The following is a 23467-nucleotide window of genomic DNA, read 5'->3' as shown; positions in this document are numbered from 1 at the left end:
ATGCGATGGGAGAGCGTGCATCACAGATGACCCTCCGCTGGCGCCTCGTTGAGGAAGCCTCTGACGCTCTCACGGGTGATACGAAGAGCGCGGGCGATTGCAGCGCGAGGCAGGCCCGATTTGTTGAGCTGACGGGCAGTCCACGCGTTGGCGAGCGGGATGTTGACGGTTCCGGCCCCAAATTCGCGCAACAGACCGTTTCGGGCTTCCTCGCCGAGTTCGGCCACCAGCTGCGAGTTCGCATATGGGCGGGCCGACAAGTAGATCGTGCTGCCGCCGAACCCGAGGAACAGCTTGACGGCAGCTCCCTCGCCGATGGCGCGGACGAAGCGCTCGGCCGCGTCTGGTTTGGAGGTTCTTCGCTTTGGGAGTGCGCGAGGCAAGGAGGCTGTGATGTTTCGGCTTTCGCGCAAAGCCTCACCAGATTTCCGTAAGGCGCGTGCCCCGGACACCAGTCCGGTGCCGCTACTCTGCGGCGATTTTCCTCGACGCCAAGCGGGCGGCCGGCTCGGGCAAGCTGTCGTTGATCCGTCGCCGCCAGCGCCGGATGGTTCGCTCGTGTACTCCTAGTTGGCGACTGATCTCGGCGGTCGTCCGGTTTTCCTCGATCATGGTGATCAAGCGGCGCTGTATCGATCGAAGCGAGCTACCTTCACCGAGCGGAATTTCCAGCTGGCATCCCCTGCCAAGGCCCCGTGCTGGGAATGACGCGAATGCCTGACCAAGAGCTTCGGCAGCTGTGAGGCCGACCACACGGACAAGCTCACTGTCGCCTGTTGGGTTCGGGGCAGCGTAGACCGTTCGCCCCCAAAGGCTTCGATCAAGATCTCGGCCGCCTCATCCCCGATGATTTGGCGGAGTTTCCAAACAGGGACGTACTCGCCGCACGACATGCCAACCTCCGGTGCTTGGGACACCGGTCCGGTATGGAATTTCCGGGATTTTTCTGGCAGCGCCTAACGCTTTGCACGAGGTCACGGGCGGACGCGCCACACGTTAGAGATCGCGGGATGCCTCGATCCATCGATCGGGACGCGGGCATACATCGAGCCTGGCAAAGCGCTCAGCCCTCGCCGATCAAGTAGCTCACAAATTCTTCTGTCATGTTGTAGCGCGGCACGTCATTAAATCGAACGTCATAGATAGCCTTGAAATGCATCATGATCGTCATGATTGCTAGAATTTCAGGATGATCCTCGTAATGGTATGTAAAACACGGTGTCGGTCCGTAATTATAGGAAACCCGTTTCGGCAAAACTATTATTTGCCTAACAATCGGGTGCTCTGATAGATCGGCACGCATCTCAGCAATGAGCGCCGGAGCTTTTCGTTCAAGGTCCGCGAATGGCCTCGCCTTACGTACCGAAAAACCGAGAGCTTCCACCGAGGCGATTTTCTCAGCAACCTCTTTCCATTGATGAAGCTTAGATGGCGGGTAGCTAAGCTCATCGTCATCTATGAGCTTGGCGTGGTTCTGGCAGAGCCAGATTGCGTTCTGCATTCCACTGCGCTGCTCTGGGGTCACGTCGGGGTCGTAGCGCGGCCCACCTGGAGACGCCGCGCAGATGTGCGCAGCGACGCCGGTGTTCGTCACTCCCCCGTCTGCGTCTGGCCCCGCAGTAGGCAAACGGCAGTCAGGATTTGAGCACTTCATGCCGGCTCGCTTGGCCAGCCGATCGATGGTCGGCCTGCTGAAATCATCTCTGGCCAAGACCCGCTTCCTCCGATGGGCCTAGAATGGCCTCAGGTGCTTCAATTTCGGCTTCAAAGATTTCTGGGCAATGGGGAAGAGCCCGGACACCCAGAAGGCCCCTGGCGATCGTCTGTGCGAAAAAGCGCAGATGCCTATTTCCGGAACCGTCTCGTGAACTCGACGATCTCACCGCTTTCCAAGTCGCGCGAGCTGAGGTGCCGCGTCTGCTTTGGTACCGCCAGCTGAACAAGCTCGGCCGTACGGAAGTAGCCCTCTTCCAAGCCGGCCAATTGCTCGATCTCCCGATCCGGGAGGGTCAACGACGATTGCAGCCCAGACCGAGTATAGAAGCCCTCACTCAGAAGCGCTTCGACGCCACGCTTTAACATGCGCGGCTTTTCCATAGGCATCTCGCTGCGACTATCGAAAGGCTCGCGCAATGAGCCACGCCAGCCGCGTCGCGTCATATTCCGGTAAAGTGCAGCCTTCTCGACATCATCGATAAGCCCAAGGTTCGATGCTCGGAAAATCATTGCCGCGATAGACATGCCCCAACGCTTTTTAAGCGAGCAGAAGTAATCTAGAGATGGAACTCTTACTTCCTCGAAGAAAGCTTCTCTTGGGAATAGAAATGCACCAGCAAAACGATGCGCTTGGTCTTCTATCATTTTATGAAGGGCAGAGTCACGCTCTTGCTGCGGAGTCACGCCCGCATGCAGAACAATATGACCAAGCTCATGAGCGCAGTCGTATCGCGCGCGCGAGCAGCTGAGACTATAGGAGTTAATGCCGACGAAGGGCCTGTGCAGATAAGATGACCAGAAGCAAAATCCATCTTGCTTCTCAGAAGGAATATCCAGGTTTGCTACTGGAATGCCAGCATTTTCCAGCGCTAGCGTTACATCTGGAATGGGACGCACGCCGAGTTTCCAGTGCGTACGCAACGCCTCCGCGGCAGCCTCGATCACCTCGGCAGTGATAAGCCGGAAGTCAGCCGGTATATCGAGACGCGGCAGAGCATAGCTCGGAAACGTAAGATCGGCCTCAAGGAACGCGAATGTCTCGCAGAGCCAACGCATTCTTTGCTCGGTCATCTCCCGAGCAGTTTTGGTTTCTGCCGCCCGCGATCTCCAGAAGACCACCCCAACATCTTCCGGCCAGCTTGGCCGAAGAAAGAATTCATAAGAAAATCCGAGCTGGTTTGCGAGCGCGCAAAGCTTATCATGCTGCGGCTTATCACGACCCTCTTCGTAGTTCGTGATAGCGGTACCGGTCACTCCGACCATATCTCCGAGCGCATTTTTATAGAGGCCGCGTGCAAGCCGAGCCTCCCTCAACCTGCTACCCTGAAATGCCTGAACTCCGACGCTCATCTTTCCGTATCTCTGATCGAATTCTTTCGTTTGATGCCAACGGTAACCTTGTCGGCCTGATCGGCCGGCGCTGTGTCTCGCTCTTCTTCGAGCCAGCGGGCGCCATTACGCCCATACATCGCAAGCTCATGAAGATCGAAACGACGGGTCCAATGCGAGTAGGCCGCATCCGGGATGGCCAAAGAAACCCCACCCAGCTTTTTGTGCGCTTCAGTGAAGTTTGGACCCGCCGGCTTGTGCAACAGGACAGCCAATATACAACCTGACCATTCCCGACTTCGGAAGCGGCCATCTCCGAAATCGAATTCCAACTGCTGGACAGCACTGCTAGTGCTCGCAAATTTCAGCTTGTAGTCAGCCGCCTTCGGCGGATCACCGAATGCATCGATCGTCTCCTGCATGATAATGACCCGTCCCATTCGCACGAGCAACTTTACTTGCCCATTGCAATCGAGACGCAACCTATCAAAAGGGACTTTATGCCGCTCACACGCGAATAGCAGCGTTTTTACAGCGCACAGCCCGCGCCTACGCTGGTACTCTTCTTGCTTTTGAAAATTATCGAGCCCAGCCGTAGCTTCGATTTCCCAATAGAGATCGCTATATGCCCATGCGAGCTGAGTGAGCGCTGTCTCTAGGAACTCAGGATCGAGATCGGCGCGAACGATATGGTCGGTTGGGTTGGGCGGCGCGGACACAAAGCCCCCTGGGGTCAGACCTGTCACTCAAGCGAGATGGCCTTTTCTCCAGAAAAAGTCAAGTGTGTGAGCTGGGCTGTCCACCCGCCGCGTGTGGGTCCTGCTGCTTTCAGTGGGACCTTCCACCCTGCCACCCCTCGGCGACACGCAGCACAGGTTCCTGAGCTTTTGCAATGGCACGCCGCCACTCGGAAAATCGGCGCTCGTCGGTATGGGAGAGCTCGCTGCCCCCATTCATTTGATCGATGAAGGCATTGTTGATCCGCACGATGAGGGAAAGCGAGTCCCACACCTCTTTGAGCAAGAATTTCAGCTGCTCCTGCGACAGCTGATCGGGCTCAACCATGCTTACCTCCTAAATTTGTTTGGTTGCTTTACGGAGAGATACGGCTATTGCTCGGCGGTTCCCGGTCGGACAAAGGGTCTAATCGCAAGCAACTTGTCCAACTGGATTGACATCACACTTCGCCAAAGCCTTTGAGCTGCGCAACTTCATGGCTCGCAGGGCAGTGATCACCTTGCTCCCACCGGAGGCAGTCAGGAAGCGTAGAGATGAGACGTGGTGATAGCGCTCCAACCACGCGCTCAAGCCTGCTTCAACGGCGTCTTCAGCGTCGGCGGTGGGACCGATCCACTCCCGCCACAGCGTGCGGATCAGCTCGACCTGCTCCGGGGAGGCGAAGCCCGGCCTGCGGCCGAAGCCGCGTGCCGAGCGGTTCACCGGCGCCCGCTCGAAACCGAGCGCTTCCAAGTAAGCCATCGCCAGATCGAAGCCGCGCCCGTCCAGGTCGTTAGCTGAAACCGCCCCGCCGAAATCTTGCAACATGCCGTAGTATCGCCAGTTGGGAACGTCGGTTTGCTTCCTGGCAAGCTGGATGAGACGTACCTGCGCGGGCGTGACGCTACGGCGGCAGGCGACGAAGCGGGCTACGTCCAGGCCGCGCAATTCCCACCGGCTGAGGAGGTCTATCAGCCCCCGGCCGGTGAAATCGCGCAGATCGGCCGCCCCGCCGTACCCGCGCAGATCGGCCGCGTAGGTATGGGACGTGAGACCGAGCTGCCGCCCAGCTTCCTCGACCAGCTTGCGGGTCGAGGCCGAGAGGATTGGCCACTGCCGGCACTTGAAGCCGACAACGGTAAATGGTTCATCAGCCGGCCGTAGCCCTGCGCCGTCAGGGTCTCGACGGCATCCACGCCGCCACAGCGGCGCAGCACCTCCGCGAAGACGGCCGGGTCCGGCGTCGAAGCCGCACGGGCGCGCTCCAAGAGCTTGATCTGCGCCGGCCGGATCATCGCTGCCCCGTCGCAGCGTCGGCCTGACTGAGGACGGCGTTATGCGCACCGGCATGCGCCGCATCCAGTTCCTCGTATGACAGGTGGGCATGCTCGGCGATAAGCTTGAGCGTCCACATAGCTGCCTCACCGTATTTTTCGGCGTTGTAATCCGTGTTTCCGCTATCGTGGGCCTGATACGCGAGCCATGCTAAGGATTGGATAGTGGTAGAGTTCCAGTATGCATGCCTTACGGCGTTGTCTTTATGCGCAATGATTTGCTCAAGCTGCTCATAGCTAGGCCGTCCGGCCGGAGGAGTGGCACGTCCCATTCTTCGTCATCCCTGTAGGATTGAGTTGGGCGGGTTATCCCCCCGCCTCGGGTACGCAACAAAACGGGGTTCAGCGGACCGTGCGCAGGCCGGGAGTGGCGAGCGTCAGGTTCTTGGTCGCGCCTTCGGTGAGGAAATTGACCGCCTCGCGAAGATGCTCGACGCCGAGACTGCCGTGCTCGCCGCGCAGGGCGCGGGCGGTCTCAAGCACCTGAACGGCTTCGCGGATGCAGGTGTTGTGACCGAGAACCACAAGCTCTTCGTAAGCGGGCTGGCCTTCGAGGTTGTATTCTACGCCGATCTCAATGAAGTCCTGGCGTATCGGATTGTCGAGCTTGATCGACTTCCAGATACGGCTGGTGATTTGCTCATAGGTATGAGCGTCCGTCTTGGTCCGCCGAAAACGCGAGAAGTTGCCAACGAGAATGATCGGCAGGCCGTAATCGTCATTGAAACGCAGGAGCGCGCGCACCGCCTCCAGGTCGAAGTTCTGATACTCGTCAACGAGCAGATAGTTGCCGGTCTCCGCCCGCTCACGTGCGCAGGCTTCTGCCGCTACTTCGAGGTCATGCCCGTTCTTGTGGCTGTGCCACCAGCCGCACTCTTCCATGAAGGCGCGGTGCATTCCCTTCGTGGTGCGGAAGCGCGGCTTGAAGTCGAGCAGGATCGCGCGCGGGTCAGCCTCGGCGATGTGGCGGATCGACGTGGACTTGCCGTTGCCGGGGCGGCCGACGACGAGGGAGACCGCGTTCCGCTCGACCGAAAACTGCACCGCCTCCTGGACCTGTTCGTGGATCGAAGTCGCGATGAAGCGGCGCTTCCGGTTCGTCAGGAAGTCGTTCATGAGGCACCTCCGGTTGCGGCGCTGTTGGCCTGGATCTTGGCGAGCGTCGCCCGGCGCTTCTCACGGCGGGCGGTCGCAGCAGCTTCTTCGCGCTCTTGGACGAGGCGTTGCTTGCGGGCGCGATCGGTCTCGGCATCCGGCGAGAAGCCGGCGTTGAGCGCGATGTCCTCGGCCTCGGCTGAGCCGGTCAGCCGCGCGATCGGCGCGGGCTGGGCCGGCGCGGGCAGCAGCTGACGAGCGAGCTTCTGCCGCTCGGTCAGCCGGTCGATATCCGGCGCGCTTCGGTCGAGGGCGGCGACGCCGCGTCCATGAGCCCGCGAGCGGGCGTCCGCCTCGCGAGCGCCGGCCGGGTCGAGGATGCCGTAGGCGGTGTCACGCTCCACGTAGGTGAAGATGCGGCCGGCTTCGTCGCGGACTGGCAGGCGCACCCAATCCTCGTATTTCGGGACGAGCAGGGTAACGGTATCACCCTGGTACTCTTGCAGCTCCCGCGAGGTCCAAAGCCCCTTGTGGCGCACGCACCCTTGCGTGACCTGCCGAACCTCCTCTGTGGAGAAGGCGACGCGGAGTGCATCGGGGTTGACGGCGGTTCCGCGCCAGCCGCCCTCGATGGCGGTCCGAAGCGCGTCGTTCGGCGAGATGCCGGCGAGCGCGCGGCCGACCTGCGGCATGGCATTGTACATCGCCACCTGGGCATCGAGCAGCGCGACGAGCTGTGCGACGGTGCCGGGGAACGGATCGGGCTCCCTGCCGTGGTTCTGGGTCCGCTTGCGCATCCGGTCGCCGCCGATCCAGCCGGGGATGGCGGAGAAATGCTTGCGCTCCAGCACGCCGAAGATGTTCTCGATCGGCTTGGCCTGCGCGTTGTACGGCATCGCCTTGACGATGTTGGACCGTCGCTCTGCCCAGGGCGCGAGGTCGCCGACGATCCGCCGGCCCTGCGCATCGAGAAGCTTCAAGGCGTCGTTGATGAACTCGGCCCAGTTGTACTCCGAGCCATTGTCCAGATAGAGCGCCCTCGGCGCGCCCCAGGCGGCGACAGCCGCCGCGAAGCTGCGGATGACGTGGGTGTTGCGAACGCCACCCTGACCCTTCTCCAAGGCGATCCAGGTGACGTGAAGCCCGTTGGTGGCGAGGTCGAGCCAAGCGATGCCGCGCAGGGTTGCGGTGCTGCCATCCGCGCGCTGGTAGAGGATATCGACCGGGTGCACGTCGCCGACCCAAATGTCGTTGGGGGCAAGGCCGGCGCGGCTGCGCTGGATGCGCGGCTTGGCGTGCTCGTAAGTCGAGCGATCGTTCTTGAAGGTGCCCACCCCCTTGAAGTCGCGTTCGGCCTGGATGAGGTTGTAGGGGACGGCGCAGATCGCGGTGAGCGTCGCGTCGTCGGCCTCGAAGCCGGCGGCGCGGGTCAGCTCGCGGAGCTTGAGCGCAGCCAACGGCTCGATGAAGGATAGGCTCTCGTTCGCCTTGCGGAGCCCTCGAACGTACTGGCGCAGCTCGTGCCCGATGCGGTGCTTGGCGGCCTCGTCCAGGGCTACAGCGCGGTCCCATTTGCGGGTGACGATGACAGCCGCTTCGCCATGGCCCTTGCGCTTCTGCCGAACCAAGCCGGCGAAGCCGCCGCGCTCCTCGAAGCGGGTGATCCACTCCTGCAAGGTGCGCTCACCAACGCGCTCGCGGCGGCCCTTCGGGGAGACATGTTCCCGGCCGGCGATGTCCCGCACGATCTGCGTGCGCTCGGCCGAGCGCTTCGGGGCGGCCAAGGCGGGCTGGATCAGAGCGTAGCGCCACTGGCACACGGCCAGGGTGGCGTCATCTAGTTTCAAGGGCGCTTCAACAGGGCCTGAAAGCTCGCGCCAGCGCTGTTGAAGGTCGAGAGGGAGGCTGTCGGCGCGCACGCGGAATTGCTCGCCACTAAGTCCGCCGCGACCATGCCGAGCGACGACGACAAGCTGCTTGCCGCGCCACCGATATTCCGGATCACGAAGAGAACGCGCGAGCGGGGCTCGCGCCTTACGCTCCGAAATGCCAGCCGTAGCTGCCAGATCGACGCTCGACAGCCAATCCAACATGTCAGGCGGCCGAGCCAAGAACGTCTCTCAGGATCTGCGCGCGGACAGCGACGGCCTTGCGGCCGAGTGATTGCCCCTTGAGCGCCCGATAGGCGAGCTGCCGATTTATTCCCTGTTCCGACAACCAAGCGTTCAGCGACGTCCCTTTCGAGGTGAGGGCGCCACGCACAAGATTGTACTCCCGCTCATAGGCGGCGAGGCTGTCGTGAAGGACAACGTTCATGTTAAGCTCGCACAACATGTCATTACATGACGTATGACATCTTGTGAAATGTGATGCAACATGGCAGATGGCGTTGGCGACGAAATCGACAGCCTCAAGCGAGAAGCAGGGGTGGAGTTGGACCGGGAGTTGGCGGATCAGCTTGGGATAGATCCATCAACCATCGCTGGCTGGCGACGTCGCGGCGCCGTGCCCGAACGATACAAACTGCGAGTGTTCAGCAAGGCTGCCCGAAGCGCAGGACGCGATTTGCCGACATCCGGATTAATAGGCCTGCGTGAGGCTTATATATTCGCGCTCATAAGGCTCGTAGTTCTTGAATACCCCGACGCCGGTTACGGCGCGCCGAATTACGAAGCAATATATTTCGGATTTAGGCTCGGAGGTTTACATGCATATTTGAAGCGACGCTTTGGCCTGGAAAGTGATCCCGATAAACTTTTCGCCATCTATAATGAGGTACGGACAGAAATTGCCGATGCCGACATTCCGGTCTGGATTGAGACGCTGCGCGCCTACTGATTGCTCCACTTGCGTCCTCGTCGACGATTGGGCCTTCGGAAATCTCGCGCACTCTTACCCCGCGGGGTCCGCAATAGGGTCCGCAATCACACGCAGGCTGGAAAGTGGGTCCGCAAAAAACGCATCAGCGGCAATGCGTTATCGATAATCGGCGGCGAGCGGCAGGCGCGAACAGTCGTTGCGATTGGACACCCCTCAAAAGGCATTTAAGTCGTTGTTAGTAATGCGTTTCTCCAAAACTACCCGCTGATTATCGATTATGGGCCGCCGCCGATTTTCGAAAACGCGCCCACCACTGTCGCTTCCGGAGGGATGCTTGCGGAACAGGAGAGGAACGTCTAGGCTGTTCGTGCTTTGTTTTCAACGATTCTGCGGCGCCCCCGGCCCGCGGTCGACAGCAGGTGCCGCATGCTGACCCGCAAGCAACTCGAACTGCTCCAGTTCATCCAGCAGAGGATGCAGGAGAGCGGTGTGCCGCCGTCCTTCGACGAAATGAAGGACGCGCTCGACCTGAAATCCAAATCCGGCATCCACCGCCTGATCATGGCGCTGGAAGAGCGCGGGTTTCTCCGCCGTCTGCCGAACCGGGCGCGGGCGATCGAGATCCTGCGCATGCCCGACATGCCGGCGGCCAAGCCCGCATCGTCCGAGCCGCGGCGCTTCACGCCGAGCGTGGTCGAGGGCGGTCTTTCGGCCAAGCCCGCCGCGCCGAAGCCTCCCATGCTTCAGGCCCATGACGGCAAGGGCCAATCGGTGATGGTGCCGGTGATGGGCCGGATCGCTGCCGGTGTGCCGATCTCGGCGATCGAGAGCCAGAGCCACTCGATTTCGATGTCCCCCGACTTCCTGTCGGGCGGAGAGCATTACGCGCTGGAAGTGCGCGGCGATTCGATGATCGAGGCCGGCATTCTCGATGGCGACCTCGTGGTGATCCACAAACAGGAGACCGCCAACAATGGCGACATCATCGTCGCGCTGATCGACGACGAGGAGGCGACCCTCAAGCGCCTGCGCCGCCGCGGCTCGTCGATCGCGCTGGAAGCCGCCAACCCGGCCTACGAGACCCGCGTGCTCGGGCCCGATCGGGTGCGCATCCAGGGCAAGCTCGTCAGCCTCGTGCGCCGTTACTGAGGATTTTCGGGGAGCGGCGGGTCTGATGGATCCGCCGCACTTGGATCGTTGGGAGATTGGGGGCCCGCCTCGGTTGCCGGTGTCGCCGCGCTGGCAGGCCGGGGCTGCCAGGGCTTCGGCTGACCGGCCCCGCGGGCAGTGGTGATTTCAGGTCCTGCCGTTCCGAGGCGGATCGCCGTGGCGCCCCGCACCGCTAGGAACGTCCGGTCGGCGATCAGCGGCGCGGCGCAGCCCGGCGGAGCACGCAGTCGGGTGATGAGAATGTCGGCCCGCGCGCAATCCTCCGCGAAAGCGCGTTTGTCCATGACGAGAGCGACGGCGCGCCCGTCCACGGCCGTGAGGGTGCAGCCGATCCGGTCGCAGCGCGGCCCGGCGGCACCGGTCGCGGCTTCCGGACGGCGGCCGTCGCCATCGGCCTTCAACCATTGTTCGAGCACGAAGCCGGGCGGGCGCCCGAGCACCACGAGGCGCCCGTCCTTGCCGCGAACCGCGGCGCCGGCCCCGTCCCGATCGATGTAGATGTCGTAGCGGATTGGGCTCGCGGCGAGGGCAACACCGAGCCCCGCCGGCACGAGGGCGAGGAGACGCAGCCGCGACACAGGAAGTGTCGCCAGCAGCAGGGCGGCGGCGAGCAGCATCAGGGCGCCCGTTCCGAACGCGGGCAGCACGACGTTGGCTTGCCCGAACCCGGCGATCCAGGCGGAGATGTCGAGCATGCCGCGCACCGCAAGCCCCATCAGCCACCAGACCGGTCGGTCGAGGGCAAAGGGGTAGGCCAGCATCCCGAGCACCGCCGCGGGCATCACCGCGAGCGACACGAGCGGCAGGGTCAGCGCGTTGCCGACAAGGCCGAAGGGCTGCACGGTCTGAAAGTGGTAGGTCGCGAATGGCGCGGTGGCGAGTTGCGCCACCAGCGTCGTGGCCAGCGTTCCGACCACCGCCTTCGCCACCCAGAACGCGGACCGCGCAATCCGGGACGAACTGTCGGTTCGGAAAACCCGCCCGTCGATGAGCGGCGCACAGGCGATGAGGCCGGCAACCGCACCGAACGACATCTGGAAACTCGGACCCAGCAGCGCCTCCGGCTCGCGGGCGAGCGCCAGGATCGCTGCGAGGGCGAGGTTGCGGAGGCTGAGCGCCGGGCGATCGACAAGGATCGCGCCGAGCATCACCAGCGTCATGATCAGCGCGCGCTCGGCGGCGACGTCCCAGCCGGAGAAGGCGCAATAGGCGGTCACGCCCAGCATCGCCGTCCCCGCCGCGATCTTCTTGATGGGCCAGGCGAGGGCTAGCACCGGAACCAGGGCGAGCCCGGCCCGCACCAGCCAGAATACGACGCCCGCCGCGAGCACCATGTGGAGCCCGGAGATCGAGACGACGTGATAAATTCCCGCCGCGCGCAGCACGTCGTTGGTCTCGTTGGAGATCAGTCCGCGCTTTCCGGTGACGAGGGCCGCCGCCACCGCGCCGGCCTGTCCGCCGATCGCGTCGGTGATGCGGCGGGTGAAGGCATTGCGCGCCGCGTCGATGGCGGCGGTCAACCGCAGCGACAGGGCCAGCGGCTCGGCCGGCGGCCCGACCTCGACCTTGCCGACCAGCGAGCCCACGGCGCCGATCCCGCGAAAGTAGGCGTCGCGCGCAAAGTCGTAGCCGCCCGGCCGCACCGCCTCCGGCGGCGGCAACAGGCGGGCGGTGGCGCGGATGGCGTCACCCGGCCGCACGGCCTGCGCAGCGCGGTACGAGACCCGCACCCGGCGCGGGCGGCTTTCCGCATCGAGATCGCCGAACCGCTCGACGCGCACGATCAGCCGCGCGCCGCCCTCGCGCTCATCGAGCCCTTCGACGAGGCCGACAAGCGGCGCGATGGTCACGCGGGTCAGCACCGGTCCCGCGACGGAGGCGACCCGCCAGACGCCCGCCGCGAAGCCGAGGAAGACGGCGGCGAGGCCGAGCATCAGCGCGAGCGCCACCGGGCGCGCCCGCAGCAGCGGCATCACCGAAAGGCAGAGCCCCGCCGCGATCAGCGGCGCGGCGAGGGAAGGCTCTCCATCGGTCGCCGTGAAGAAGACGAGAATGCCGGCCCCGAAGGCGACGGCGAGCCAGGGGAACAGCCGCCGCTGCTCAGCTTCGCGAGCGACGCTGCCGCGCAAGCCGTCGCGCGCGGCCTGCCAGAGCTGTGCGGGGGCGGGGAGGCGACCGGCGATGAGGGCCGGAACGGCCCCGCGCATCGCCCTGCCGCCGCCCCCTGCCATGTGCCCTGCCTCTACCCCGCCGCGCTCGGAGACCTGCGATGCCCGCGCGATGGGCAACCGTGACGAATTCTTAACGCATCGGCTCGCTCGTGCTACACGCCCGCCGAGACCGGCCGCAGCCGCACGCGCGCCATCCCGCACTTTTTGAAGAAGCCTCCCAGCCGCCGATGTCGTCACCGGTCGTCACGCGCTTTGCGCCTTCACCCACGGGCTTCCTGCATATCGGGGGAGCGCGCACGGCTCTGTTCAATTGGCTCTACGCCCGCCGCTTCGGCGGGCGGATGCTGCTGCGCATCGAGGACACCGACCGGGAGCGCTCGACGCAAGGGGCGATCGACGCGATCCTCGACGGGATGCGCTGGCTCGGCCTCGATTGGGACGGGGAGGTGATCTACCAGTTCGCCCGCGCCGAGCGGCACCGCGAGGTCGCCGAGAGCCTGCTCGCCTCGGGCAACGCCTATCACTGCTATGCCAGTGCGGAAGAGCTGACGCAGATGCGCGAGACCGCCCGCGCCGAGGGCCGCGCCCCGCGCTACGACGGCCGCTGGCGCGACCGCGACCCGTCCGAGGCACCCGCGGGCGTGAAGCCGGTGATCCGCCTGCGCGCGCCGAGCGAGGGCGAGACGGTAGTCGAGGACGCCGTGCAAGGCCGCGTCACCTGGGCCAACCGCGATCTCGACGACCTCGTGCTGCTGCGCTCCGACGGCACGCCGACCTACATGCTCGCCGTCGTGGTGGACGACCACGACATGGGCGTCACGCAGGTGATCCGCGGCGACGACCACCTCACCAACGCCGCGCGCCAGAGCCAGATCTACCGGGCGCTCGGCTGGGACGTGCCGGCGATGGCGCATATCCCGCTCATCCACGGGGCGGACGGCGCCAAGCTGTCGAAGCGCCACGGCGCGCTCGGCGTCGAGGAATATCGCGACCGCGGCTACCTCCCGGCGGCCCTGCGCAACTACCTCGTGCGGCTCGGCTGGAGCCACGGCGATCAGGAAGTCTTCTCCACCGAGGAGATGATCGCCGCCTTCGACCTGAAGGCGATCGGTCGCTCGGCGGCGCGGTTCGACTTCACGAAGCTGGAAAGCCTCAACGGGCTCTACATCCGCGGCAGCGCCGATTCCGTGCTGGTGGATGCGATCGACGCGATCCTGCCGGCCCGCGGCCCCGAGCGCGGCCTGCCGACCGCGCTGACGCCGGATCTGCGCGAGAAGCTCGTATCGGCGATGCCCGGCCTGAAAGAGCGCGCCAAGACGCTCGTCGAACTCCTCGACAGCGCCTACTACCTCTACGCCGCGCGTCCGCTCGCCCTCGACGCCAAGGCCGAGGCCCTGCTCGCGGGGGATGCGCCCGAGCGGCTGCGCGCGCTCCTGCCGGCGCTCGAAGCCCTCCCGGAATGGAACGCGGCGACGACGGAGGCTGCGGTACGCCAATTCGCCGACAGTCAGGGGGTCAAGCTCGGCCAGGTCGCCCAGCCCCTCCGGGCGGCGCTCACGGGGCGCGCCACCTCGCCGCCGGTCTTCGACGTCCTGGCCGTGCTCGGCCGCGACGAGGCGCTTGCCCGCCTCCGGGATCGCCTGCCGGCCTAAGCTGGCCACGCGACGGATCCCCGCAGAGAAGATCCGGGTGCATCGGCTAAGCCGGTGCACCGCGTGCCGTGTTCGCACACTCATGGGTTTCGCGGCGCCTCGAATGACAATCCAGCGCGAATGACAGCCTGACCTTGCGACGGCGACCCATCGTCCGGTCGAGGGCGGGAAAGTCTTGCCTGAACGCGTGTTTCAGCGTCATCTGCGCTCTTGCAGAGCGTTCGAAATCGTCGAGAGCTGGATGAGCGAACGGGCCGGATCCGATTTCATCCCGTTCGCGGAGTGACAGATCCAGCCTGTTTTTCGCATATGCGAAGAGGCCGGGAGCAGCCCACCGTTGCTGGGCGCCGACCGATCCGCTAACCCGGTGCTTCAGTGAGCGGGCGCAGTGCTCTGCTGCGGCGCCACAACGGGGCGGGAGGCGTTGCCTTCCGGTCCAGTGCTGTTCCCGTCGCAAGAGAGGGTCCGCGATCCCATGAGCGCTTCCGCCAGCACCATCATCGTGGGCGACAAAAACGTCGAATTGCCCATCAAGACTGGAACGATCGGCCCCGACGTGGTCGATATCGGCAAGCTCTACGCCCAGACCGGCAAGTTCACCTTCGATCCGGGCTTCACCTCGACCGCCTCCTGCGAGTCGAAGATCACTTATATCGACGGCGACGAGGGCGTGCTGCTCTATCGCGGCTACCCGATCGAGCAGCTCGCCGAGAACGGCGACTTCCTTGAGACCGCCTACCTGATGCTGTTCGGCGAGCTGCCCAGCTCGGCCCAGAAGGCGGATTTCGACTACCGGGTCACGCGCCACACCATGGTGCACGACCAGATGAACCGCTTCTTCCAGGGTTTCCGCCGCGACGCCCACCCGATGGCGGTGATGGTGGCCTGCGTCGGCGCGCTCTCGGCCTTCTATCATGACTCGACCGACATCTCGGACGAGTCGCAGCGGATGATCGCCTCGCTGCGCATGATCGCGAAGATGCCGACGCTGGCGGCGATGGCCTACAAGTACACGATCGGCCAGCCCTTCGTGTATCCGAAGAACGACCTCGACTACACCTCGAACTTCCTGCGGATGTGCTTCGCGGTTCCGTGCGAGGAATACGTCGTCAACCCAATCTACGCCCGCGCGCTGGACAAGATCTTCATCCTGCACGCCGACCACGAGCAGAACGCCTCGACCTCGACGGTGCGTCTGGCCGGATCCTCGGGCGCCAACCCGTTCGCCTGCATCGCCGCCGGCATCGCCTGCCTGTGGGGCCCGGCCCATGGCGGCGCCAACGAGGCGGCGCTCAAGATGCTCATGGAGATCGGGCATCCCGAGAACGTGCAGAAATACGTCGCCAAGGCGAAGGACAAGAACGATCCCTTCCGCCTGATGGGCTTCGGCCACCGGGTCTACAAGAACTACGACCCGCGTGCGCGTATCATGCAGAAGACGACCCACGAGGTTCTGAACGAACTCGGGATCAAGGACGATCTCTTGGAAGTCGCCGTCCAGCTCGAGAAGATCGCCCTCGAGGACGAGTACTTCATCGAGAAGAAGCTCTACCCGAACATCGACTTCTACTCGGGCATCACCCTCAAGGCGCTCGGCTTCCCGACCTCGATGTTCACGGTGCTGTTCGCGCTTGCCCGGACCGTCGGCTGGATCGCGCAGTGGGCCGAGATGATCGAGGACCCGTCCCAGAAGATCGGCCGCCCGCGCCAGCTCTATATCGGCCCGGACCGCCGCGACTACACGCCGATCGGCCAGCGGAGCTGAGCTGGAGCATCATCCCGAAAGGTGGCCTCCGGCTTTCGGAAAAAGATGATGCAAAACAAAAGCCTAGAGCATCGTCTTGGATCCGATATCCAGGACGATGCTCAAAAGGGCGCCTCCGGACCGCGCGGTCCGGAGGCGCACGATGTCAGAGCTTGAGATCGCGCTTCAGGCGCATGACCACGCGATCCAGAGCACCGAGAAAGGCCGAGCGGTCCTTCGGCGAGAACGGCCTCGGACCGCCGGTGATCGCGCCGGCCTCCCGCAGATCCTGCATCAGCTTGCGGGTCGCGAGCGCGAGACCGACCGAGGATTCCGTGAAGGCCTTTCCGTTCGGCGCCAGCGCGACCGCGCCGGCCTTCACGCATCGGCTCGCGAGCGGCACGTCCGCCGTGATCACGACGGCGCCACGGCTCGCCCGCTCGGCGATCCAGTCGTCGGCCGCATCGAACTTGTCTCCGACGACGACCCGCTCGATCCAGGGCTCGCGCGGCAGGTTCAGGAAGCTGTTCGAGACGACGAAAACGTGCAGGCCGTAGCGCCCGGCGACGCGGTACACCTCGTCCTTCACCGGGCAGGCGTCGGCATCGACGTAGATCGCGATCGTCGGCGTTATTTCCTCGCTCATGCCGCCCGCCGTGCCTCCAAGACGATCCGGGCCGCCGCCCGGCTCGGTTCCTCGTCGCCGGGCAGCCGCATCCGGCCGTCGATACGGGCCAGCGCGTCGAGTTGCGTCCGGCGGGCGGGGCCGCCCGCGAGAAGCGGCGCCAACGTTTCGGCGAGCCGCTCCGGCGTGCAATCGGCCTGCACGAATTCCGGCATGGCGTTCTCGGACAGGATCAGGTTCGGCAGCACGATCGTCGGCACTTGGATGAGCCGCCGGGCGATGACCTCCTCGACCCGCGACACCTTGTAGGCCACCACCATCGGCACGCCGGCGAGCGCGAGTTCGAGCGTCACGGTGCCGGAGGCCGCGAGCGCGGCCCGCGCCCGGCGGAAGGTCGCGTATTTGTCGGCCTCCCCATGGACGATCCGCGGATGCCGCTCCCACGCGGCGGCGAGTCGTTCGATCAGGGCGCGGTGACGGCTCACCGCCGGCAGCTCGATCTCGAAGGGGCCGACCCGTCGGGCGAGGTCGGCGGTCGCCTGCCCGAAGACCGGCATCAGCCGCTCGATCTCCGAGCGGCGCGAGCCCGGCAGCACGGCGAGGACCGGGGGGCGCCCCTCGCGGATCGCGGCTTCGTCGGAGGAGGGGCGCAGCTCGGCTAGACGCTCGATCAGCGGGTGGCCGACATACGAGCAGGGCGGCCCGCCGAGGCGGCGATGCGCGTCCGGTTCGAAGGGGAGGAGGGCGAGCACGTGGTCGATGAAGGGCACCATGCCCTTGGCCCGCCACGGCCGCCACGCCCACACGCTCGGCGAGACGTAATCGATGATCGGCAGATCCGGCAGGCGTTTGCGCACGCGGGTCGCGACGGCGTGGGTGAAACCGGGGCTGTCGATAATGACGAGCACGTCGGGCCGGCCTGCCACGACGTCGTCGACCGTCTCGCGGATGCGCCGCAGCAGGGTACGGGCGCGGGCGAGCACGGGCAGGTAGCCCATCACCGCCACGTCATCGATCGGGAAGAGCGAGCGGAAGCCCTCCGCCTCCATCGCCTCGCCGCCGACGCCGCCGAGCGTCAGGGGCTCGGGCGAGAGTGCGCGCAGGGCCCGGATCAGCTTGGCGCCGAGCTGGTCGCCGGAATCCTCGCCCGCCACGAGCCAGATCCGCCGATGCGTCACGGGGCGACCTCCACGCCGATCAGGAACAGGCCCGCCGCATCCGCGGCCGCCACCGTCGCCTCGCGATCAATCACCAGGGTATGGCCGGCGCCGATGGCGATGCCGGCACAGCCGGCCTCCGCGGCGCGGCGCACGGTGCGCGGGCCGATGGCCGGCAGATCGATCCGCAGATCCTGGCCGAGCTTCGGCAGCTTGACGAGCACGGTCCCCTTCGCGGGCGTGCCGCGGCCGAACGGCTTGCGGTTGAGCGCACGGGCGCGGGCGAGCATGCGGTCCGTGCCCTCGGGTCCCTCGACGGCGATGACGCGCTCGCCCGCTACCACGGCCGCCTGACCCACATCGAACGGGCTCAGGGCGCCGAGCATGGCCCGGCCCGTGGCGATCGAGAGGGTCGCGTCGGAATCCGGTTCCACCCGGCCGAGCCTGCCGAGGCGGCCGAGCAGGTCGGGCGCAACCTCGTGGACGCCGAGCACCCGGTGCCCGTTCTCTTCGAGCAGCGAGAGCACCGCCCGCAGCAGGCGATCGTCACCGCCAGCCAAGCTCTTCAGGATATCGCGGTTGCGCACCGCATGCGCCGCGTTGAGCAGGGCGGCCGGGCTCGGGCGGGTGACGCCGCCGGCCGGCACCACGGCGGCGGGGGCCCATTCCTTCAGGATGCGCAGGGTGCCGGGGATGTCGAGGAGATCGACGACCGCATCCGCGCGCCGCCGCATCGCCCGCTCGGTGAAGCCGCGCACGGCCAGCACGCGGAACGGCCGCCGCGCGCGATCGAGGGAGGCTGCGACGAGTTCCGGCAGGTGGCCCGCGCCAGCCACCAGGGCGAGGGGCCGGGCGGGATCGATCACGGCGGGCCGCCTCAGGCCGCCGCGGAGACGGGGCGGGGCGTGCAGATCGAGCGCTTGCCGCCCGCCCGGATGAAGGCGAGGATCTCGTGGATCGCCGGATGGGTATCGAACTCGGCGGCCACGTCCTCGACGCGCTCCATCAGCGTGCCCTCCTGGGCGAAGAGCAGCCGATAGGCCCGGCGCAGGGCGTGGATGTCCTCGCGCGAGAAACCCCGGCGTTGCAGGCCGATGATGTTGAGCCCGGAGAGGTAGGCGCGGTTGCCGAGCACCATGCCGTAGGGGATGCAGTCGTTCTCCAGCCCCGAGAGGCCGCCGACGAAGGCGTGATCGCCGACGCGGGCGAACTGGATCACCGCCGCACCGCCGCCGAGGATGGCATAGTTGCCGACCGTGCAATGGCCGGCGAGCATGACGTTGTTGGAGAAGATGACGTGGTCGCCGACGCGGCAATCATGGCCGACATGGCTGTTGGCCAGGAACGCGCAGCCGTTGCCGACCACCGTCTCCAGTCCGCCGCCGGAGGTGCCGGGATTCATGGTCACGCCTTCGCGGATCAGGCAGTCGGAGCCGACCGTGAGCGTCGAGGGCTCGCCGCGGAACTTCAGATCCTGCGGCGGGTGGCCGATCGACGCGAAGGGATAGATCCGGGTGCGCGCGCCCACCGTCGTCCGGCCGGCGACCACGACGTGGCTGACGAGTTCGCAGCCGTCCCCCAGCACGACGTCGGGCCCGATATGGCAGAACGGACCGATCCGCACGCCGTCCCCGAGCCGGGCGCCGTCCTCGACGACGCTGCTCGGATGGATCCCGTCCCGCACTGCGTTCACTCCGTCACCAGCATGGCACCGATCTCGGCCTGGGCCACGAGCGCGCCGTCGACGCGGGCCTCGCCGCGGAACCACCACATGGTCTTGCGCTGGTTCATCTTCGTCATGTGGAAGCGCACTTGGTCGCCGGGCACGACGGGCTTGCGGAACTTGCACTTGTCGATGGTCATGAAGAAGACCTGCTTGGTCTTCAAGTCGTCATTCATGATGTGGCGGCAGCAGATCGCGCCCGCGGTCTGCGCCATGCCCTCGATCAGCAGCACACCGGGGAAGACCGGCAGGCCGGGGAAGTGCCCGGTGAATTGCGGCTCGTTCGCCGTGACGTTCTTGATGCCGATGCAGCTCTCGTCCCGGTCGATCTCGATGATGCGGTCGATCATCAGGAAGGGATAGCGGTGGGGCAGCAGTTCCAGCACCTTCTGGATATCGGCCGAACCCAGCTCCCGCGTCTCACTCATCGGTCCCAACGCTCCCCGCCCATGCTTTCCCGGCGGCGTCCGCCGCACGGTCCCGTGCTTTTTGCCGGTGAAGGCCGCCCTCTTCGGCAGAAAATCAGGCGGATGCAAGACTTTTGCGCCGTCGGGGCCACAACCAGCGGCATCAGCCGCGATGGCGGCTCAGACGATGCGCCGATCCAGCCGGATGATGCGGCACGGGTCGCCCGCCTTGGCGGGACTCGCATGAGGCGTACGGATCAGCAGGGCCTCGCTGGTGCCGAGCACCGAGAGCATCGAGGAATCCTGGCGCGACTCGGGATGGACGACCGGCAGCCGGTCCGGCGCCGTGTCGAGGCGCGCGCGCAGGTAGTCCTGGCGGGCGTCGTTCTCCGGCATATCGCGGCCGAGAAGCGCCGGCTCGCTGCGGTCCTCGCCCGCGCGCGGGTCGCCGAGGAGCGCGCGGATCGCCGGCACCACGAAGAGCAGGCCGCAGACGATTGAGGAGACGGGATTGCCCGGCAGGCCGATCACCGCCATGGGTCCGAGCCGCCCGTGCATCAGCGGCTTGCCGGGCCGGAGCGCCACCCGCCAGAAGCCGAGTTCCAGCCCCTCGGCCCCGAGCGCCGCCTGGACGAGGTCGTGATCGCCGACCGAGGCGCCGCCGAGCGTGACGAGCAGGTCGGCCTCGGCCGCCCGCGCGCGACCGACCGCCTCGCGCAAGGCGCCGAGATCGTCGGTGACGATGCCGAGATCGATGACCTCCGCGCCGGCCTCCAGGCTCAGCGCGCCGAGGGCGAGGCCGTTCGAGGCGACGATCTGGTCCCACGCCGCCGGCTCGCCCGGCCGCACCAACTCGTCACCGGTCGCGAGGACGGCGACTCGCGGCTTGCGCCGCACCGGCAGCACGGCATGGCCGGCGCTGGCCGCGAGCGCGAGGCGGCGCGCATCGAGGGTCTCGCCGGCCCGCACCAGCGTCTCGCCCTCGCGGAAATCGAGGCCGGCGCGGCGCAGGAAGCGACCCGCCGCCGCCGGCTCGCGGGCGGTGACGGTCTCGCCCTCGGCCTCGGCGTTCTCCTGGATCAGGATTGCATCGGCGCCTTCGGGGACCGGTGCGCCGGTGAAGATGCGCACCGCCTCGCCCTCGGCCAATGTTCCGGAAAATCCGTGACCCGCCGCGCTGGTGCCGATCAGGTGCAGGCGGGCCGGCACCGTCGCCACGTCGGCGGCGCGTACGGCGTAGCCGTCCATGGCGGAAGCCGGGAAGGGCGGCTGGGTCCGCCGGGCCGTGAGGTCGGCGGCCAGGGTACGGCCTGCGCCCTGCGCGATGGGGATTTCTTCCACCGCGACCGGGCCGGGGATGGCGGCGAGGATCTTTGCAAGCGCTTCGGCGACCGGGAGCAGGCTCATGAGCCGGCGTTCCACGCGCCGGACTTGCCGCCCTCCTTCGACAGGAGGCGGATGCCCTCGATGCGCATGCCGCGGTCGGCGGCCTTGACCATATCGTAGACCGTCAGGCAGGCCACCGAGACGGCGGTCAACGCCTCCATTTCGACGCCGGTCTGGCCCTGCACCTTCACCTCCGCGGTCAGGCGCAGGCCGGGAAGGGAATCGTCGGGCTCGCAGGTCAGCCGCACCTTGGTGATCAGCAGCGGGTGGCAGAGCGGGATCAGCTCGTGCGTGCGCTTGGCAGCCATGATGCCGGCGAGCCGGGCGGTGCCGATGACGTCGCCCTTCTTGGCGTCGCCCTCGCGGATTAGAGCCAGGGTCTCGGGCTGCATCACCACCACGCCCTCGGCCACGGCGGTGCGCGACGTCGCGGCCTTGTCCGAGACATCGACCATGTTGGCCGCGCCGGTCCGGTCGATATGGGTGAGGGTGGCGCCGCTCACCGGCCCTTCTCCCCGAACAGCAGGGCCCGCGTCGCCGCGGTCACGTCGTCCTGCCGCATCAGGCTCTCGCCGACGAGGACGGTGTTGAGCCCGTGCTGCTTCAACCGCAGCACGTCGGCATGTCCACCGATGCCGCTCTCGGCCACCGCGATCCGGTCGGCGGGGATGCCGGGCTTCAACGTGATCGCGGTCTCGAAGGAGACCTCGAAGGTCTTGAGGTTGCGGTTGTTGACGCCGACCAGACGCGTGCCGAGCGGCAGGGCCCGCTCCAGCTCCTGCGCGTCGTGGACCTCGACCAGCACATCCATGCCGAGATCGTGCGCGGTCTCGGTGATGGCGGCGGCCTCCGCATCGTCGAGGCAGGCCATGATGACGAGGATGCAATCGGCGCCCCAGGCGCGGGCCTCGTAGACCTGATACGGCTCGAACATGAAGTCTTTTCGCAGGACCGGCAGGTCGCAGGCCGCGCGCGCCTCGACGAGGAAATCCGGTGCGCCCTGGAAGGAAGGCGTGTCGGTCAGCACCGAGAGACAGGTAGCGCCGCCCTTTGCGTAGGCCTTGGCCAGCGTCTTCGGATCGAAATCGGCGCGGATCAGCCCCTTGGAGGGCGAGGCCTTCTTGATCTCGGCGATCAGGGCCGGACGGCCTTCTCCGATATGCCGGGCGATGGCGTCGGCGAAGCCACGGGGCGGGTCGGCCTTGGCGACCTGCTTTTCGAGCTTGGCCAGCGGCAGGCGCAGCTTCGCCTCGGCGATCTCGCGGCGCTTATAGGCCTCGATCCGGGCCAGCACGCTCGCCCGCTCCGGGGTCGAGGTGGCAGGCCCGACGGTCACGTCGGCCACGATGTCGTCCATCGGTTATTCCTTAGAACCGCTCAAAGCCGTCTATCACGCATTGGAAACGGCGACGAGGCGCGCGAGCGTGCCCCGCGCCGCGCCGGAATCGATCACCTCTTGCGCCCGCGCGACGCCCTCGGCGAGCGACCCGGCGGCGCCTGCCACGACGAGGCCGGCGCCCGCGTTCAACACGGCGATATCGCGATAGGCGTTGCGGGTGCCCTCCAGCACGGCGCCCAAAGCGGCGGCGTTGTGCTCGGGGTCGCCCCCGCGCAGGTCGTCCAGGGTCGCGAGCGGCAGGCCGACCTCGCGCGGATCGAGGGTGAAGTGCCGGAACGCGCCGTTCTCCAGCGCGACCACCGCGGTCGGGCCGGTGGTGGTGATCTCGTCGAGCCCGTCGGAGCCGTGCACAGTCCAGACACGGCGGCTGCCGAGCGTGGCCAGCACCCGCGTCAGCGGCTCGGCCCAGGCCGGGCGCGAGACGCCGAACACCTGTGCGGTGACCCCGGCCGGGTTCGAGAGCGGCCCGAGCATGTTGAAGATGGTGCGGAACGGCAGTTCGGTGCGCACCGGCGCGACATGGCGCATGGCGCCGTGATGCGTCTGCGCGAACATGAAGCAGAGCCCCGCCTCCGAAAGGCAGCGCGCCAGGGCCTCGGGCGGGAGCCCGATCTTCACGCCGAGCGCGGCCAGCACGTCGGCGGCGCCGGAGCGCGAGGTCGCGGCGCGGTTGCCGTGCTTGGCCACGGGCACGCCGCAGGCGGCGGTGAGGATCGCAGCCAGCGTCGAGACGTTGTAGCTGCCCGAATGGTCGCCTCCGGTGCCGACGATGTCGATGGCGCCCTCGGGTGCTGCGACCGGCAACATCCGCGCGCGCATCGCCGAGACCGCGCCGACGATCTCGTCCTCGCTCTCGCCACGCACCGAGAGGGCGGTGAGGAAGGCACCGGCCTGGATCGGCGTGACCTCGCCCGAGAGCAGGTCGTCGAAGGCGGCGCGGGCCTGCTCGCGGCTCAGCGGGGCGCCGGACGCGACGATCGCGAGATGAGTTTTGAAGGCGTCCATCGGGGTCGTGGCTCTGT

Annotated in this window: 24 protein-coding genes; 4 read left to right on the top strand and 20 right to left on the bottom strand. The window is 66.4% G+C overall.

The window, feature by feature from the left end; genetic code table 11:
* Nucleotides 1-20 precede the first annotated feature (20 nt).
* The 10 genes from OVA30_RS20030 to OVA30_RS19990 all read right to left on the bottom strand — a co-directional run bounded on the left by OVA30_RS20030 (nt 21) and on the right by OVA30_RS19990 (nt 8507).
* Nucleotides 21-383 (bottom strand): hypothetical protein, encoded by a 363-nt coding sequence (locus OVA30_RS20030; protein ID WP_268176561.1) that lies wholly within the window; start codon nt 381-383, stop codon nt 21-23.
* An 82-nt stretch (nt 384-465) separates the two neighbouring features.
* On the bottom strand, nt 466-753 hold the full coding sequence (locus OVA30_RS26035) for a helix-turn-helix domain-containing protein (protein ID WP_442786115.1): 288 nt from the start codon (nt 751-753) through the stop codon (nt 466-468).
* A 310-nt stretch (nt 754-1063) separates the two neighbouring features.
* On the bottom strand, nt 1064-1711 hold the full coding sequence (locus OVA30_RS20025; RefSeq protein ID WP_268176559.1) for a hypothetical protein: 648 nt from the start codon (nt 1709-1711) through the stop codon (nt 1064-1066).
* 134 nt (nt 1712-1845) lie between these two features.
* Nucleotides 1846-3066 carry a helix-turn-helix domain-containing protein gene (locus OVA30_RS20020; RefSeq protein WP_268176558.1) on the bottom strand — a complete coding sequence of 407 codons (1221 nt, stop codon included), beginning with the start codon at nt 3064-3066 and terminating at the stop codon, nt 1846-1848.
* Entirely contained in the window at nt 3063-3764 is a 702-nt protein-coding gene (locus OVA30_RS20015) for a hypothetical protein (RefSeq protein WP_268176557.1), read from the bottom strand. Before OVA30_RS20015 ends, OVA30_RS20020 begins: the two co-directional genes overlap by 4 nt.
* A gap of 109 nt (nt 3765-3873) precedes the next feature.
* Nucleotides 3874-4110 carry a hypothetical protein gene (locus OVA30_RS20010; protein ID WP_268176556.1) on the bottom strand — a complete coding sequence of 79 codons (237 nt, stop codon included), beginning with the start codon at nt 4108-4110 and terminating at the stop codon, nt 3874-3876.
* Between the two features lie 78 nt (nt 4111-4188).
* Nucleotides 4189-5121 carry a regulatory protein GemA gene (locus OVA30_RS20005; protein WP_268176555.1) on the bottom strand — a complete coding sequence of 311 codons (933 nt, stop codon included), beginning with the start codon at nt 5119-5121 and terminating at the stop codon, nt 4189-4191.
* A gap of 317 nt (nt 5122-5438) precedes the next feature.
* Nucleotides 5439-6212, bottom strand: coding sequence for an AAA family ATPase (locus tag OVA30_RS20000; protein WP_268176554.1), 774 nt, complete (start codon nt 6210-6212; stop codon nt 5439-5441).
* The gene (locus OVA30_RS19995; protein WP_268176553.1) at nt 6209-8038 is read right to left on the bottom strand and encodes a helix-turn-helix domain-containing protein; all 1830 of its coding nucleotides are present in this window, start codon (nt 8036-8038) and stop codon (nt 6209-6211) included. Before OVA30_RS19995 ends, OVA30_RS20000 begins: the two co-directional genes overlap by 4 nt.
* A 247-nt stretch (nt 8039-8285) precedes the next feature.
* Nucleotides 8286-8507 (bottom strand): hypothetical protein, encoded by a 222-nt coding sequence (locus OVA30_RS19990; RefSeq protein WP_268176551.1) that lies wholly within the window; start codon nt 8505-8507, stop codon nt 8286-8288.
* A gap of 60 nt (nt 8508-8567) precedes the next feature.
* On the opposite strand from OVA30_RS19990, the gene OVA30_RS19985 reads away from it, so the two are divergent.
* Both OVA30_RS19985 and lexA read left to right on the top strand, forming a co-directional pair.
* Entirely contained in the window at nt 8568-9029 is a 462-nt protein-coding gene (locus OVA30_RS19985) for a helix-turn-helix domain-containing protein (protein ID WP_268176550.1), read from the top strand.
* Between the two features lie 408 nt (nt 9030-9437).
* Nucleotides 9438-10160 carry a transcriptional repressor LexA gene (lexA, locus tag OVA30_RS19980; protein WP_003603900.1) on the top strand — a complete coding sequence of 241 codons (723 nt, stop codon included), beginning with the start codon at nt 9438-9440 and terminating at the stop codon, nt 10158-10160.
* On the opposite strand, the gene OVA30_RS19975 is transcribed toward lexA, so the two are convergent.
* A complete protein-coding gene (locus OVA30_RS19975; protein WP_268176548.1) occupies nt 10154-12412 on the bottom strand; it encodes a ComEC/Rec2 family competence protein in 2259 nt (752 codons plus the stop codon). The genes lexA and OVA30_RS19975 overlap by 7 nt on opposite strands.
* A 167-nt stretch (nt 12413-12579) precedes the next feature.
* Here OVA30_RS19975 and gltX point away from each other — a divergent pair, with 167 nt between their 5' ends.
* Both gltX and gltA read left to right on the top strand, forming a co-directional pair.
* Complete coding sequence (gene gltX, locus OVA30_RS19970; RefSeq protein ID WP_253398678.1) at nt 12580-14004, top strand: glutamate--tRNA ligase; 1425 nt, start codon at nt 12580-12582, stop codon at nt 14002-14004.
* A gap of 475 nt (nt 14005-14479) precedes the next feature.
* Nucleotides 14480-15769 carry a citrate synthase gene (gltA, locus tag OVA30_RS19965; RefSeq protein WP_003603897.1) on the top strand — a complete coding sequence of 430 codons (1290 nt, stop codon included), beginning with the start codon at nt 14480-14482 and terminating at the stop codon, nt 15767-15769.
* A 145-nt stretch (nt 15770-15914) separates the two neighbouring features.
* Here gltA and OVA30_RS19960 read toward each other — a convergent pair whose 3' ends face one another.
* The 9 genes from OVA30_RS19960 to trpD all read right to left on the bottom strand — a co-directional run bounded on the left by OVA30_RS19960 (nt 15915) and on the right by trpD (nt 23450).
* The gene (locus OVA30_RS19960; protein WP_268176546.1) at nt 15915-16394 is read right to left on the bottom strand and encodes a YaiI/YqxD family protein; all 480 of its coding nucleotides are present in this window, start codon (nt 16392-16394) and stop codon (nt 15915-15917) included.
* Nucleotides 16391-17551: a lipid-A-disaccharide synthase gene (gene lpxB / locus OVA30_RS19955; RefSeq protein WP_268176545.1), complete on the bottom strand. Its 1161-nt coding sequence runs from the start codon at nt 17549-17551 to the stop codon at nt 16391-16393. Before lpxB ends, OVA30_RS19960 begins: the two co-directional genes overlap by 4 nt.
* Nucleotides 17548-18396: an LpxI family protein gene (locus OVA30_RS19950; RefSeq protein ID WP_268176544.1), complete on the bottom strand. Its 849-nt coding sequence runs from the start codon at nt 18394-18396 to the stop codon at nt 17548-17550. The genes lpxB and OVA30_RS19950 overlap by 4 nt, the downstream gene beginning before the upstream one ends.
* Before the next feature lie 11 nt (nt 18397-18407).
* Nucleotides 18408-19214, bottom strand: coding sequence for an acyl-ACP--UDP-N-acetylglucosamine O-acyltransferase (gene lpxA, locus OVA30_RS19945; protein ID WP_253387161.1), 807 nt, complete (start codon nt 19212-19214; stop codon nt 18408-18410).
* 5 nt (nt 19215-19219) lie between these two features.
* A complete protein-coding gene (gene fabZ, locus OVA30_RS19940; protein WP_003603892.1) occupies nt 19220-19681 on the bottom strand; it encodes a 3-hydroxyacyl-ACP dehydratase FabZ in 462 nt (153 codons plus the stop codon).
* Between the two features lie 159 nt (nt 19682-19840).
* On the bottom strand, nt 19841-21067 hold the full coding sequence (locus OVA30_RS19935) for a molybdopterin molybdotransferase MoeA (RefSeq protein ID WP_268176543.1): 1227 nt from the start codon (nt 21065-21067) through the stop codon (nt 19841-19843).
* A complete protein-coding gene (gene moaC, locus OVA30_RS19930) occupies nt 21064-21549 on the bottom strand; it encodes a cyclic pyranopterin monophosphate synthase MoaC (protein ID WP_012255726.1) in 486 nt (161 codons plus the stop codon). Before moaC ends, OVA30_RS19935 begins: the two co-directional genes overlap by 4 nt.
* Entirely contained in the window at nt 21546-22403 is an 858-nt protein-coding gene (gene trpC, locus OVA30_RS19925) for an indole-3-glycerol phosphate synthase TrpC (RefSeq protein ID WP_268176542.1), read from the bottom strand. Before trpC ends, moaC begins: the two co-directional genes overlap by 4 nt.
* 33 nt (nt 22404-22436) lie before the next feature.
* Nucleotides 22437-23450: an anthranilate phosphoribosyltransferase gene (trpD, locus tag OVA30_RS19920; RefSeq protein WP_268176541.1), complete on the bottom strand. Its 1014-nt coding sequence runs from the start codon at nt 23448-23450 to the stop codon at nt 22437-22439.
* Nucleotides 23451-23467 lie beyond the last annotated feature (17 nt).

This window comes from Methylorubrum sp. SL192 (assembly GCF_026672325.1).
In the GTDB taxonomy this organism is placed as follows: domain Bacteria; phylum Pseudomonadota; class Alphaproteobacteria; order Rhizobiales; family Beijerinckiaceae; genus Methylobacterium; species Methylobacterium extorquens.
Note: the sequence above shows the minus strand (reverse complement) of the source record. Positions and strands in the feature narration are given on the sequence as shown.

Bases quoted from the DNA above. Each gene is read 5' to 3' on its own strand.
- OVA30_RS19975 (WP_268176548.1), bottom strand. From the start codon at position 12,412: ATGGCAGGGGGCGGCGGCAGGGCGATGCGCGGGGCCGTTCCGGCCCTC.
- gltX (WP_253398678.1), top strand. From the start codon at position 12,580: ATGTCGTCACCGGTCGTCACGCGCTTTGCGCCTTCACCCACGGGCTTC.
- OVA30_RS20000 (WP_268176554.1), bottom strand. From the start codon at position 6,212: ATGAACGACTTCCTGACGAACCGGAAGCGCCGCTTCATCGCGACTTCG.
- OVA30_RS20020 (WP_268176558.1), bottom strand. From the start codon at position 3,066: ATGAGCGTCGGAGTTCAGGCATTTCAGGGTAGCAGGTTGAGGGAGGCT.
- OVA30_RS19935 (WP_268176543.1), bottom strand. From the start codon at position 21,067: ATGAGCCTGCTCCCGGTCGCCGAAGCGCTTGCAAAGATCCTCGCCGCC.
- gltA (WP_003603897.1), top strand. From the start codon at position 14,480: ATGAGCGCTTCCGCCAGCACCATCATCGTGGGCGACAAAAACGTCGAA.
- fabZ (WP_003603892.1), bottom strand. From the start codon at position 19,681: ATGAGTGAGACGCGGGAGCTGGGTTCGGCCGATATCCAGAAGGTGCTG.
- OVA30_RS19985 (WP_268176550.1), top strand. From the start codon at position 8,568: ATGGCAGATGGCGTTGGCGACGAAATCGACAGCCTCAAGCGAGAAGCA.
- trpD (WP_268176541.1), bottom strand. From the start codon at position 23,450: ATGGACGCCTTCAAAACTCATCTCGCGATCGTCGCGTCCGGCGCCCCG.
- lexA (WP_003603900.1), top strand. From the start codon at position 9,438: ATGCTGACCCGCAAGCAACTCGAACTGCTCCAGTTCATCCAGCAGAGG.
- OVA30_RS19990 (WP_268176551.1), bottom strand. From the start codon at position 8,507: ATGAACGTTGTCCTTCACGACAGCCTCGCCGCCTATGAGCGGGAGTAC.
- OVA30_RS20005 (WP_268176555.1), bottom strand. From the start codon at position 5,121: ATGCGGCGCATGCCGGTGCGCATAACGCCGTCCTCAGTCAGGCCGACG.
- trpC (WP_268176542.1), bottom strand. From the start codon at position 22,403: ATGGACGACATCGTGGCCGACGTGACCGTCGGGCCTGCCACCTCGACC.
- OVA30_RS19960 (WP_268176546.1), bottom strand. From the start codon at position 16,394: ATGAGCGAGGAAATAACGCCGACGATCGCGATCTACGTCGATGCCGAC.
- OVA30_RS20010 (WP_268176556.1), bottom strand. From the start codon at position 4,110: ATGGTTGAGCCCGATCAGCTGTCGCAGGAGCAGCTGAAATTCTTGCTC.